This is a genomic window from Dactylosporangium aurantiacum (assembly GCF_000716715.1).
GTDB classification, from domain to species: domain Bacteria; phylum Actinomycetota; class Actinomycetes; order Mycobacteriales; family Micromonosporaceae; genus Dactylosporangium; species Dactylosporangium aurantiacum.
Genome location: NZ_JNYJ01000006.1, coordinates 25,949 through 38,512, shown reverse-complemented (window position 1 = coordinate 38,512; position 12,564 = coordinate 25,949). Strand labels below are relative to the sequence as shown.

Genomic DNA, 12,564 nt, shown 5'->3' with positions numbered 1-12,564 from the left:
GGCCTTCGAGCGGTGTACATGTCCTACGGACCGAATGCTTTGACTTCGAGCAGGCCGACCGATGCCGTGCCGCTCTGCAGCAGCACCCGCAGCCTCGTGGTGCTCACCGCCGTGAACGTCACGTGGTTGTACTGGTTGAGCCCCAGCGGGTAGCCCGACGCGCCGGCGACGTCCACGTAGGCGGTGCCGTTCCAGTACTGCAGCTTCCACGAGGCGGGCAGCCGCACCCCGCCGTTGTCATCGAAGAAGTACACGTCGGCCGAGTCGAGCGTCTGCGCGGCCGGCCAGGTCAGCAGTCCCCACTGCTCGCCGGTGTTGGGCCAGGTACCCCAGCGCGGGTTGACCGTGTCGTTGGAGCTGGGCGGGTCGATGCCGTCGTTGAGGGCGGCGACGCTCTCCCACGCCGAGGTGTAGGACGCGCTGGGGGTCGCGCTCAGCGCCAGGTTCCCGCCGGCCGGTGGGGGCACCGTGCCGCCCCGGTGGTAGACCTTGACCTCGGTGAGCGCGGTCTTGAAGCCGGACGCGTGGGTGACCAGCACGCGCAGCCGCGTCGTGCTGACGGCGGCGAAGTTGACCACGTTGTAGTTGGCCCTGGGCGTGCCCGGCGTCTTCACCGGCGAGGCCACGTTGACCCAGGCGCTGCCGGTGGAGTACTGGATCTGGTACGAGCTGGGCTGCCGGTACCGGTTGGCGGCCCGGTCGTTGCGGAACCACAGCCGCACCTCGTCGACCGTGCGGGCCTGGCCGAGGTTGAGCTCCAGCCAGTCGGTGCCGTTCGGCGACCCGTAGGTGCCCCACAGCGGCTCGTTGATGGGGAACCCGTCGACGGCGTTCGCGCCGGCGGTGCCGCCGGCGGTGTAGGACGCGGTGGTGGCCACGCCCTGGGCGTAGTTCGGCAGGGTCGAGGTGAGGTCGACGCCGGCCTTGTTGAACATGTCGACGAGCTGGGCGCTGCTCTGGGTCACCTGCCCCGGCGCCTGCAGCCCGGCGTAGGCCGCGCTGAACTGCACGGTCGCGCCGCCGCCGGCGGGGAAGGTGACCGCGCCGGTGGCCGGGTTCCAGACCAGCCGGACCAGCCGGTCGACGGTGGCGACCCGGGTGCCGTTGACGAAGACGGAGTAGCCCTGCGGGATGCCGCTGTACTTGACGACGCCGTCGGCCGGGTCGTCCCACACGACGCTGAGGTCGGCGTTGCGGTAGCGCAGGTTGTTGGCCGCGAAGTTCGGCCAGCCGATGTTGATCGGGCTGAGCTCGACCTGGTTGTCGTTGCGCGGCCGCAGCCCCATCACGTCCTCGATGACGGTCCAGTTGCTGCTGCCGAGGATGTTGTGGTGGATCCAGGACCGGTAGTCGATGGTCCTGGTGCCGGCGTTCCAGTCGGCCCAGAACTCGTTGGCGTCCGGCCACTGGGTGTTGCCGCCGATGTACTGCGCCCAGGCGTTCCAGTACAGCAGCTTCTTGTAGTCCTCCGCCGACATCCACTGGTTCGGGTAGTTGCGCAACACCGAGGAGTACAGCCGGAACTGCACCGTGGAGTTGATGGTGGAGAAGTTGTTGCTGCCGGGCTGGCCGGCCGCGGCGGCGGCCGCCTTGTCCTTCTGGTTGGCGGTGAAGAACGGGAACACCGGGTACTCGGCGGGGTCGGCGAACAGCCGCAGCGCCTGCCGGTACTCGTCGGTGTTGGGCATCGCGCCGACCGAGTACGGGTAGTAGTTGTTGATCTCCTTCCATGGCACGAGGGTGTTGGTGGCGACGTGCCGGTGCTCGATGAGCTTGTTCGTGGAGTCCCACAGGTTGGCGACGATCGCGGTGCGGATGCGGTCGGCGATCGCCTGCATCTCGGCGGCCTTCGCGGTGTTGCCGATCGCGGTGTACGCCTGGACCGCGGCGAGCGCGCCGCTGTAGACGTACGCGGACTCGGTCCGGTCCATGTTGCCGGAGCGCCAGTGGAAGGACACGGCGTCGGCGTCGTTGCCGGTCAGCGCGCCCCAGTCGTACTCGATGAGGCCGTTGTTGTTGTGGTCGTAGTAGGACAGCTGGCCCTTGACGTCGCCCTCGGCGTATTTCGCGAGGTTCCCGGCGATCGCCGGCTGCCCGCCGTGGATCTGGTAGCTGCGCCACGCGGCCTCGGCGATGTACTGGGTGTAGCTGTTGGACCAGTTCTCCGGGTCGCCGGGGTTGTCCATGAACCGGCCGCCCTTGGACGTCTGCCCGACCGACAGCCACGGGCCGTAGGAGTAGGCGGCGTTGCGCAGGTACTTGAGGTCGTCGATGTGCATCGGCTGGGTGAGCGCGATCGCGTTGTTGTAGCCCAGCGCGCCCTCGACCGACACCGGGAACTGGAAGTCCTGGCCGGGGATGTCGACGTCGAGGTAGTTGAAGCGCATCAGCCACCAGCGGTAGTAGATGTTCTTCTTGATCGCCGGCTCGGGCACGTCGAGGTAGGGCACGTTCTGCGCCCACCAGCGGTTGTACTCCCGCACGTGGGTGGAGAACGCGGTCGCCGCGCTGTAGCCCTTGTAGGTGTTGTACTCCGTGAGCGAGTCCGGGATCTCGTTGGCGACGAAGCCCAGCAGCACCTTGGTGGTGACCGTGGCGCCGGCGGGGATCGTCACCGACCGGTTGAGCCCGCCGCTGGTGGCGGTGAAGCCGTCGGCGGACAGCCGCGGGTACAGGGTGGTGAGCGCGTTCTTGACGCCCACCTGGCCGGTCAGCTCGTTGCCGCTGCCGGCGGTGGCGTACGGCGAGGTGACCCGCAGCGCGATGGTCTGCGCCGCGGTGCCGGTGTTGGTGATCGCGAGGTTGTCGACCGCGACGTTGTTGTGGGTGATGAACTTCGTCTGGTTGATGCGCAGCGAGCCGTTGGTGTGCACGCTCTTCCAGTGGCTGGGCGCCTGCCAGCGCTGGGCGACCTGCTCGGTCCAGGTGCCGGTGCCGGCGGTGACGGTGAACGCGCCCTGGCCGTTGATGCTCTCCCAGTAGGCGACGTCACCGCCGAAGCCGAGGGTCGCCGGGGTGTGCGTCTTCATGAACACGCCCCGGCCACGGGTCATCAGCCAGGTGCCGGCGGGGTCGCTGCCGGGCCGGGCCAGGAGCCGGTCCATCCAGTAGTCGGTGCCGCCGCTCTCCGCGTCGAAGATGGCCTGCATCGTGTTGCCCGTGCTCATCGCGACGGGCGGGGCGGGAATGGCGGGCCCGCCGAACGTGGGGTAGCCGATGGTCTGTGCCGCGGACGCCGGTGGGGCGGCCAGGGTCGCGGCGCCGACGGAGCCGGTCAGGACGGTCGTCAACGCGAGTGCCAGCCTGAACTTCCAGCGGGGGTGTGGCATCGCGTCACCTCCATTTCGGGTGGGGGTTCTATGGGGTGGCGATCGGGAGCCAGATGCGCATGGCGGACGGGCCGCGCCGCGCCCAACGGTGGTAGGGCACGAGGGTGACCACGATCGGGTTCGAGCTTTCCCGGCCGTCGACGAGGCCGGTGTACGGCCAGTCACGCTCGACGGGCTGGACGAGGCGCCCCTTCACGGCGGTGGCCTGCGGGGCGACGGACGTGTCGACCTGGATGTCGTCGAGGGTGACGCCGTCCTCCTGGTCGATCGACTCGGCGCACATGACGACCGGTCCGGCCTCGACCGCGGCGCAGCCCCGGGTCGCGTCGATCCGCGGGTCGGGGAAGGTCCAGCGCGGCTTCACCGGCAGGTCGAGGCGCACCTGGTCGCCCGGCCGGTACACCTTCGGCACCGGCGGGGCCGCGACGTCGCGCGCCCAGCCGGGCACCCGCAGCGTCAGGGTGCGCGGGGCGTCGGGCGCCTCCTCGACGGTGACCACGACGCCGCCGTCGTCGGGGTAGCCGGTGTCGACGCGCAGCCGCATCCCGGCCGCCTCGACGGTCATCGGCGCGTAGTGGTGCAGCTGCATGCCGCCGTCGTCCTCGGTCACCAGGTAGGTGCCCAGCGACGCCAGCAGCCTGGCCACGTTGTTGAGGCAGCAGGACACCTCGAACCACGGCGCCCGGGGCCCGCCGCCGAACCGCAGCTGCTCGCGGTCCGCCGGGACGGCCTCGGTGACGGTGCGCTGGTGCAGGGTGTTGGCGTAGAAGAAAGCCTGGCCGTCGTCGGCGACGGCGGTGGCCACGACGTTGTGCAGGACCCGGTCGGCGATGTCGCCGTAGCGCAGGTCGCCGGTGGCCAGCAGCAGCCGGTGGGCGAGCATGACGGTGGCGACGCCGGCGCAGGTCTCGGAGTAGGCGCGGTCCGGCGGCAGCACGAAGTCGTCGCCGAAGGACTCGTCGAGGTGCCGGGAGCCCATGCCGCCGGTGACGTAGGTGCGCCGGGCGAGGGTCCGGTCGAACTGCCGGGCGACGCCCGCCAGCAGCGCGTCGTCGCCCGTCTCCACGGCCACGTCGACGGCGCCGGCCGCCAGGTACAGCGCACGCACCGCGTGCCCGGCGAACACCTCGCCGTCGCGGACCGGCACGGCGTCCTGGAAGTACCGCCAGCCGAACTCGTGCTCGGGCAGGCTGCGGTGCCCGCGCCGCGCGACGAAGCGGGCCGCCTGGTCGAGGTAGCGCTGCTCCCCCGTGACCCGGAACAGCTCCACGAGGGCCGTCTCGATCTCGGGGTGTCCGCACAGCCCGGCGTCGGTGAACGTGTCGCACACGTGGTCGGCCGCGCCCCGCGCCACCTCCAGCAGGCCGGCGGCGCGCCCGGTGCGGGCCGCCGCGACGCCGGCCTGGATGAGGTGGCCGGCGCAGTACAGCTCGTGGCCGAAGTTGAGGTCGCTGTAGCGCGCCGGCTGCCCGGGCCGGCCGAACGCGGTGTGCAGGTAGCCGTCGGCCGCCTGCGCGCCGGCGATCATCGCGGTGAGCTCGTCGAGCCGCGCGGCGTAGTCCGTGCCGCCGGGGCGGACCGATTCCCAGCACATCGCCTCGACGTGCTTGTACACCTCGGAGTCGGAGAACTCCCGGCCGCGGCGGCGCGCCGTGCCGGCACCCGTCGTGGCGAAGTTGCCGGTCCAGCCGAGGCGGTCGAGCCAGGTGCGGCAGTGCTCGATCGTCGCGGTGCCGTTCACCGCCTGGCGCTGTGCCCAGAACCCGCCGGTGATCTGCACCCGTCGCGGGTCGACGGGGCGCAGCGCCCCGCGGGACGGGACCACCGGCCCTCCGCTGGCCAGCCCTACGTCCGACGTCACCCGGCACCGCCTTCCCTGTCCGGTCCGAAACTCACGAAAACCTTTTCGGAATGGTGGCAGCACCGCATCGTCGTGTCAACGGTCGATTTCCGCGGATGATGTCCAGCTCTTGAGCCGCACCCGGGATGTGACGGCTTGTGACGGGCGAGCCGGCATGTGTATGCTCGCCGAAAAGTTTTCGGGGTCCGGAAAGGCTGTCCGTGAGCAGGAAACGCGCGCAGGTCACCCTCACCGACGTCGCCCGGCTCGCCGGCGTCTCGGTGGCGACCGCCTCCAAGGCGCTCAACGCCCGCGACGAGGTGGCACCGGCGACCCGGCGGCGGGTGCAGCAGGCGGCCGACGAGCTGTCGTTCCAGCCCAACGTCCTGGCGCGCGGACTGATCTCGGGCAACACCCGCACCATCGGCCTGCTCACCGACGAGCTGTCCGCCGCCCGCTTCGCCATCCCGGTGCTGCTCGGCGCCGAGAACGCGCTCGGCAACGAGCAGATGAGCGTGCTGCTGTGCGACGCCCGCGGCGACGCGATCCGCCGCCAGCACTACATCCGCACGCTGCTGGCCCGCCAGGTCGACGGGTTCATCATCCTCGGCGACGCCAACGACCTGCGCCCGTCGCTGACCCGCGGCATCCCGGTGCCGGTCGTGTACGCCTACTGCGAGTCCGACGATCCGGCCGACCTGTCCGTCGTGGCCGACGACGCCGGCGGCGCCCACCTCGCCGCGGAGCACCTGGCGTCGCTGGGCCGGCGGCGCATCGCGCACATCACCGGCGACCACGGCTACCGCGCCGCCCGCGACCGCGCGCTGGCCTTCGCCGACGGCCTGTCCTCGGCCGGGCTGTCACTGGTCGGCGAGCCGTTGTTCGGCCGGTGGTCGCAGCACTGGGGCCGGCACGCCACGGCCCGGCTCCTCGCGGCGCACCCCGACATCGACGCGATCTTCTGCGGCAACGACCAGATCGCCGCCGGCGTCACCGAGACGCTGCGCGACCTGGGCCGCAGCTGCCCCGACGACGTGGCCGTGGTCGGCTACGACAACTGGGAGGTGTTCGCCACCGAGTGCCGCCCGCCGCTGACCACCGTGGACCTCAACCTCGAGCAGCTCGGCGCGACCGCCGTGCGGCACCTGTTCGCCGCCCTCGACGGCGAGGCCCACTCGGGCGTCGTGCGCCAGCCCGGCCGCCTGGTCGTGCGCGAGTCAACCGGCGTCGCCCCGGCCGCCCGTTAGCGCCGCCTCGACGATCCGCAGCGCCTCCCCCGCCTCGACGCCGACGCTGGCGGCCACGGCCGCGTACTCGGCGGCGGCGCGGCGGACCCGCTCGCGCGCCTGGTCCCCCGTCGCCGACACGAACGACCCGGCCCGCCCCCGGGTCTCGATCAGCCCGGCCTCCTCCAGCTCCCGGTAGGCGCGGGCGACCGTGTTCGCGGCCAGCCCGAGGTCGGTCGCCAGGCCGCGGATCGTCGGCAGCTTGGCCCCGACCGGCAGCGTGCGGTCCTGGATCTGCCGGGCGAACTGCAGCCGCAGCTGCTCGTACGGCGGCACCGCCGACCCGGCGTCGATGACGATCACCGTACGATCATCGCGCGTCCGGCCGCGACCCCGCACACCGGCATCCCGCGGCGCCGCCGTCCGCGTCATCGCGCCGGATCTGGGTACTGCGGTGCCTGTGATGCCTGCCTGGTCGCAGCTGCGCCGCGAGGTGTCGGTGCGCGGACCCCGGGACGCCGACGACGTGTGGGACCGCTACGTGCGCCCCCGGCGCTGGCCGGAGTGGTCGCCGCAGATCCGCTCCGTGCGCTACCCCGGCGAGACCCTCCGGCCGGGGGCCGCCGGCGTCGTGCGCGGCCCGGGCGGCCTCCCCGTGCGGTTCCGGATCCTCGACGTCGCCGCCGACGGGCCGGTCCGCGGCTGGTCGTGGTCGGTGTCGGCGGGCGGCGTCCGGCTCCACCTCGAGCACACCGTGCAGGCGGTGCCCGGTGGCAGCCGCACCGGCCTGACCGTGCGCGGCCCGGCCCCGGCCGTGCTGCTCTACCTGCCGCTCGCGCGGCTGGCCCTGCGGCGGCTGGTGCACTAGCCGACGGCCGCGACGGCGCTCCGGCGCGGTGATCGCTCACATCGGCAACCGGCGCCGGGAGTGACAAGAATTTACGTCCTATTAGCGGTGTTGACAACATCGATGTGATCGCTAACATCCCCTCGGAGCGGAGGGTCGATGGGGACACACGGTGCCGGGGTCGGCCGGCGTGGGTGGGCGGTGCGGCTCGTGGCGCTGGTGGCCGTGCTCGCGATGCCCGCCTGCCAGCGCGCCTACGAGGGCCCGGCGCCGACCGGCACCTCGGCCGTCGACGACGGCACGGTCCTCACCATGTGGACGCGGTCGCTGACGGCGGCGTTCAGCCGGGTGCTGATCGACGAGTACAACCGCACCCACCGCAACAAGGTCAAGCTCACGGTCATGCCGGCGGACTCCTACCAGCAGCGGGTGGGTGCGGCGGCGGGCACCCGGCAGCTGCCGGACCTGCTCGCGATCGACGTGGTCTACGCGCCGAACTACGCCTCGCAGGGCGTGTTCACCGACATCGGCGAGCGGGTCGGGACGCTGGGGTTCCGCGAGCACCTGGCACCGTCGCACATGCGGGCGGTCACCCACGCCGGGCGGGTGTACGGGGTGCCGCACGACATCGACCTGGCGGCGCTGTTCTACAACAAGGACCTGTTCATCCGGGCCGGGCTCGACGGCGACCGCCCCCCGGCGAACCTGCGCGAGCTGCACGAGTTCGCCGCCAAGCTCACCGCGCTCGGCGGCGGCGTGCACGGGTTCAACTTCGGCGGCGCGTGCCCGGACTGCATGGTCGCCACCGCGTGGCCGATGATCTGGGCGTCGGGCTCGGAGGTGCTCTCCGAGGACGGCACCACCGCCCTGCTGGACAGCGTCGACGCGACCCGGGTGTTCCAGCTGTACCGGCAGCTGTACACCGAAGGGCTGGCGCCCCGGGCCGCCCGCAACGAGAGCGGGCCGACGTGGACGCGGGAGTTCGGCGAAGGGCTCGTCGGCATGCAGGCGATGGGCGCCACCGCCCTGCGCAGCATCGAGGACCGGCTGCAGGTGGGGGTGGCCGCGATCCCCGGGCTGGAGGGCGGCGCGTCCTCGTTCGTCGGCGGTGACGTGCTGGGCATCAGCTCCAACAGCCGGCACGCCGACCAGGCGTGGGACTTCATCGCCTGGACGCTGTCGGAGCGGGCGCAGGTCGAGGTCGTGGCGAAGCACCGGTACGTCACCGTACGCAGCGACCTCGACGGCAACGTCTACGCCCAGCAGGACCCGCGGCTGGTGACGTTCACGGCCCTGGCCCGCAAGGGGCAGACGCCCTACGCGGTGGCGTTCGGCAAGACCTTCAACGACCCGAACGGCCCGTGGATCTCCGCCGTCGCCGACGCCGTGTTCGGCGCCGACGACGTGGGCGCCACCCTGGACCGGCACAACGCGAGCATCACCGCGTCACTGGGTGGAGGTTGAGCATGCGACGGTCGTCCGGCTTCCTGTACGCGCTGCCCATGGCGGTCATCGTGGCGGTGCTCTTCGTCGTCCCGCTCGGCCTGATGGCGTGGATGTCGCTCAACGACTGGCCGCTGCTGGGCGCTTCGGCCCCGAACGGGGTGGCGAACTACGACGCGCTCGGCGAGCCGCTGTTCACCAGCGCGATCATCTTCAGCCTCAAGTACACCCTGGTCGCAACGGTGCTGGTCACGCTGATGGCGTTCGGGCTCGCCCTGCTCGCGCAGCGCCCCGGCCCGCTGGTCGCGGTGTTCCGCACCGTGTTCTTCCTGCCGGCCGCCGTGGGCCTGGCCTCGGCGAGCCTGCTGTTCTACGGCATGTTCCACCAGGACTCCTCGCCGCTGAACGTCGTCGCCGCGCTGTTCGGCGCCGACGGCCTGGACTGGCTCGGCGACGGCGAGCACGCGCTGTTCTCCACGGCGCTGCTCATCACGTGGAAGTTCGCCGGCTACTACATGATCATCATCATGGCGGGGCTGCAGTCGATCAACCCGCTGCTGTACGAGGCGGCGACCCTCGAGGGCGCGACCCGCTGGCAGATGATGCGCCGCATCACGCTGCCGCTGCTGCGGCCCACCATGGCGCTCGTGCTGGTGCTGCTGGTGACCAGCTCGCTGCTCGCGTTCGACCAGTTCTTCATCCTCACCGGCGGCCGGCACGGCACCGCCACGGTCGTCATCGGCATCTACCGCGAGGCGTTCACCTCCCAGGACCTCGGCCGCGCCGCCGCGATCTCGGTGGGTGTGCTGGCCGTGCTGTACGTCATCAACGGCGCGCAGGTGCGGTTCCTGCGCGGCTCCACCACCGACAGGAGCGCCGCATGAAACGGACGCGGACCGCGGGGTTCTACACCACCTGCGCGGCGCTGGCCGTGCTGTTCCTGACCCCGATGCTGTGGGCGCTGTACTCGTCGCTGCGCGGCCGCACCGGCACCGGGTCGCTCGGCCTGGACAACTACCGGCAGCTGCTCGACTACGGCAGCGGCCTGCCGGTGTACATGGCGAACACCGCGTTCGTCGCGCTGGTCACGGTCGCGGTGACGGTCGTGGCCACCACCCTGGGCGGCTACGCCGTGGCCCGGTTCACCTTCCGCGGCCGGAACCTGCTGTTCATGCTGACCCTGAGCATCCTCATGGTCCCGCACAGCACGATCCTGATCCCGCTGTACATCATGCTGGACTGGCTCGGCCTGCAGAACTCGCTCATCGGGCTCAGCCTCGTCCTGGCGATGTTCCAGCTGCCGTTCGGCCTGTTCATGATGCGCAACTCCTTCGAGGCGCTGCCGGTCGAGCTCGACGAGGCCGCCCTCATCGACGGCTGCGGCCCCACCGGCGTGCTGCGCCACGTCCTGCTGCGCGGTGTCCTGCCGGGCATCGTCACCGTCGCGCTGTTCTCGTTCCTCGCCTCGTGGAACGAGTTCGTCGCCCCGCTCATCTTCATCACCGACGACGAGAAGTTCACGCTGCCGGTGGCCCTGTTCAACCTGCAGTCCGGCAGCCTCGGCGCCGTCGACTACGGCCCGCTGCTGTCCGGTGTGGTCACCGCCGCCGTCCCCTGCGTCCTGCTGTTCCTGCTGCTGCAGCGGTACTACGTGCGCGGCTTCGTCAAGGGTGCCCTCAAGGGCTGACCCGCGCGGAATGCGTTTGACTCGGCGCCGGGTCGACGCTGCACTGTGCACTCATGCCCGAATCCATGGGGGAGGCAGCGTTGCCGGTGGAGATCCGTCCGACGACCGACCAGGACCTCGACGTCTTCGTCGCCACGATGCACGCCGCGTTCGGGCTGCACCCGGAGACCCCGGAGGAGGACGGCGGTGGCGTGTGGTGGTCGGCGTTCGAGATGGACCGCGGGCTGCTGGCCGTGGCCGCCGACGGACGGCCCGTCGGGACCGCCGCCGCGTACTCGTTCGAGCTCACCCTGCCCGGCGGGATCCTCGTCCCGGCCGCCGGGATCACCGCCGTCGGCGTCCTGCCCACGCACCGGCGCCAAGGCGTGCTCACCGCGATGATGCGGCACCAGCTCACCGAGCTGCGGGCGCGCGGGGAGTTCCTCGCCGTCCTGCTCGCCTCCGAGGCGCGGATCTACGGCAGGTTCGGCTACGGCCCGGCGACCTACACGGGCCGGATCACGGTGGACCGCCACCGGGGTGCCTTCGCCGCACCGCGGACGCCCGGATCCTCGGCCGCCGCCCCGGCCGGTTCGGTCGAGCTGCTGCGGCGGGCCGACTGCGGCGAGCTCCTCGAGCAGGTCTATGACCGGTACCGCCGCGCCCAGCCCGGCGCGCTGTCCCGGCCGCCCCGCTGGTGGGCCCTCGGCGCGGGGCAACCCCCGATCGCTCGGACGCCGCGGTATGTCGCCGTGCACCGCGACGCCGGCGGCGTCCCGGACGGCTACGCCAGTTACACGCTCACCGACGGCACGTTGACGGTCGACGAGACCGTCGCCGCCGACGACGCCGTCACCACCGCCCTCATCGGTTTCCTGCTCGGCCACGACCTCGTCACGCAGGTCACGTTCAAGCACCTCCCGCCCGGGCACCCGCTGCGCTGGCAGCTGGCGGACTTCCGGGCCGCCCAGGTGAGCAGCGACTCCGACTGGCTCTGGGTGCGGCTGCTGGACGTACCGCGGGCGTTGACCGCGCGCGGCTGGTTCACCGACGGCGAGCTCGTCCTCGACGTCGACGACCCGTTCCTCGGCGAGCACCACCGCTACCTGCTGACCGTGCGGGACGGCAAGGCCGGCTGCGTCCCCACGGACCGGGACCCCGACCTCTCCCTGGACGTGCGCGACCTCGGCTCGATCTACCTCGGCGGCTCCACGCCCGGCACGCTCGTGCGCGCCGGGCACGTCCGCGCCCACCACCCGGACGCGGCCGCCCGCGCGGACCTGCTCTTCTACGCCGAGCGGCCCCCGCACTGCCTGCACTGGTTCTGACCCGTCCTTCAACGCGGCCCGAGGTCGCGCTCGTACCAGGTGCCCGCCTTGCCTCCGAGATGGGCCGGGTCGGCGGGGCCGACCGGCACGAAACCGGCGTTGGTCAGCACCTTCCGCGACGCCGCGTTCTGGTGGGAGCAGGCCGCCCGCAGCGTCCGCAGCCCGTGCCGGGTCGCCGCCAGCCGGCACAGCTGCCTGACGGTCGCGGTCGCCACGCCCCGGCCGGCGACGTGCTGCGCGACCCGGTAGCCCAGTTGCGCGGCGCGGCCGTCGATGTCGTACAGGTTGAACCGGCCGAGTACCGCGCCGTCGTCGCCGACGAGCACGTAGCACGCGCAGGTGCCGGCCGCCTGCTCGGCCAGCGCCGCGTCGTGCCGCTCGGCGAATCGGTCGAAGAAGTCGTCGCCGCGGTCGGAGATCGAGGCGGCGAAGTACGCCCGGTTCGCCAGCTCGAAGGCCAGGACCGCCGGCGCGTGGCCGGCGTCCAGCCGCCGCAGCTCGGGCATCGCCCGATGGTACGCCCGTCGGCGGTAGGCTCTGCGGATGGCAGCTCCGACCGGCCCCGGCGACCCGCCGCAGGTGCGCTTCGACGCGCTCGTCGACCGGCTCAGCACGCAGCAGGGGGTCACCGTGCCGGGGCCCGGCGGGCGGTTCGGCGCGAAGGCGCTGCGCGTCGACGCCAGGATCTTCGCCATGCTGGTGCAGGACCGGCTGGTCGTGAAGCTGCCGCGGGCGCGGGTCGACGCGCTCGTGGCGGACGGCCAGGGGGTGCGGTGGGACGCCAACAAGGGCACCCCGATGCGGGAGTGGCTCGCGGTCGACCCGGCGGGCACCGTGTCATGGGAGTCCCTCGCCGACGAGGCCCTCGGGTTCGTCCGCCGCTGA

At 72.1% G+C, this 12,564-nt stretch carries 11 protein-coding genes; 7 read left to right on the top strand and 4 right to left on the bottom strand.

The genetic code is table 11. From position 1 onward, the window contains the following. Positions 1–23: 23 nt before the first annotated feature. Together OP18_RS07925 and OP18_RS07920 are read right to left on the bottom strand one after the other, a co-directional pair. Positions 24–3,329 (bottom strand): galactose-binding domain-containing protein, encoded by a 3,306-nt coding sequence (locus OP18_RS07925; protein WP_033358119.1) that lies wholly within the window; start codon positions 3,327–3,329, stop codon positions 24–26. Between the two features lie 28 nt (positions 3,330–3,357). Next, positions 3,358–5,190: a glycoside hydrolase family 127 protein gene (locus OP18_RS07920; protein WP_033358118.1), complete on the bottom strand. Its 1,833-nt coding sequence runs from the start codon at positions 5,188–5,190 to the stop codon at positions 3,358–3,360. Positions 5,191–5,390: 200 nt separating this feature from the next. On the opposite strand from OP18_RS07920, the gene OP18_RS07915 reads away from it, so the two are divergent. Beyond that, the gene (locus OP18_RS07915) at positions 5,391–6,416 is read left to right on the top strand and encodes a LacI family DNA-binding transcriptional regulator (protein WP_033358117.1); all 1,026 of its coding nucleotides are present in this window, start codon (positions 5,391–5,393) and stop codon (positions 6,414–6,416) included. Here OP18_RS07915 and OP18_RS07910 read toward each other — a convergent pair. Beyond that, complete coding sequence (locus OP18_RS07910) at positions 6,387–6,758, bottom strand: GntR family transcriptional regulator (RefSeq protein WP_033358116.1); 372 nt, start codon at positions 6,756–6,758, stop codon at positions 6,387–6,389. The two genes, OP18_RS07915 and OP18_RS07910, sit on opposite strands and share 30 nt — an antisense overlap. Before the next feature lie 100 nt (positions 6,759–6,858). On the opposite strand from OP18_RS07910, the gene OP18_RS07905 reads away from it, so the two are divergent. The 5 genes from OP18_RS07905 (at position 6,859) to OP18_RS07885 (ending at position 11,679) form a co-directional block, all read left to right on the top strand. Continuing rightward, positions 6,859–7,263, top strand: a complete 405-nt coding sequence (locus OP18_RS07905) for an SRPBCC family protein (protein ID WP_156089354.1) — start codon at positions 6,859–6,861, stop codon at positions 7,261–7,263. A gap of 138 nt (positions 7,264–7,401) precedes the next feature. Further along, entirely contained in the window at positions 7,402–8,706 is a 1,305-nt protein-coding gene (locus OP18_RS07900; RefSeq protein ID WP_033358115.1) for an ABC transporter substrate-binding protein, read from the top strand. Positions 8,707–8,708: 2 nt separating this feature from the next. Beyond that, positions 8,709–9,569 (top strand): carbohydrate ABC transporter permease, encoded by an 861-nt coding sequence (locus OP18_RS07895; protein WP_033358114.1) that lies wholly within the window; start codon positions 8,709–8,711, stop codon positions 9,567–9,569. Further along, positions 9,566–10,372, top strand: coding sequence for a carbohydrate ABC transporter permease (locus tag OP18_RS07890; RefSeq protein ID WP_033358113.1), 807 nt, complete (start codon positions 9,566–9,568; stop codon positions 10,370–10,372). The genes OP18_RS07895 and OP18_RS07890 overlap by 4 nt, the downstream gene beginning before the upstream one ends. A 53-nt stretch (positions 10,373–10,425) precedes the next feature. After that, positions 10,426–11,679, top strand: a complete 1,254-nt coding sequence (locus OP18_RS07885; protein ID WP_245635291.1) for a GNAT family N-acetyltransferase — start codon at positions 10,426–10,428, stop codon at positions 11,677–11,679. 8 nt (positions 11,680–11,687) lie between these two features. Here the strand turns inward: OP18_RS07885 and OP18_RS07880 are convergent, their stop codons facing one another. Next, on the bottom strand, positions 11,688–12,185 hold the full coding sequence (locus OP18_RS07880; RefSeq protein WP_033358111.1) for a GNAT family N-acetyltransferase: 498 nt from the start codon (positions 12,183–12,185) through the stop codon (positions 11,688–11,690). Between the two features lie 37 nt (positions 12,186–12,222). Between OP18_RS07880 and OP18_RS59535 the strand changes: the two genes are divergently transcribed. Further along, a complete protein-coding gene (locus OP18_RS59535) occupies positions 12,223–12,564 on the top strand; it encodes a hypothetical protein (RefSeq protein ID WP_033358110.1) in 342 nt (113 codons plus the stop codon).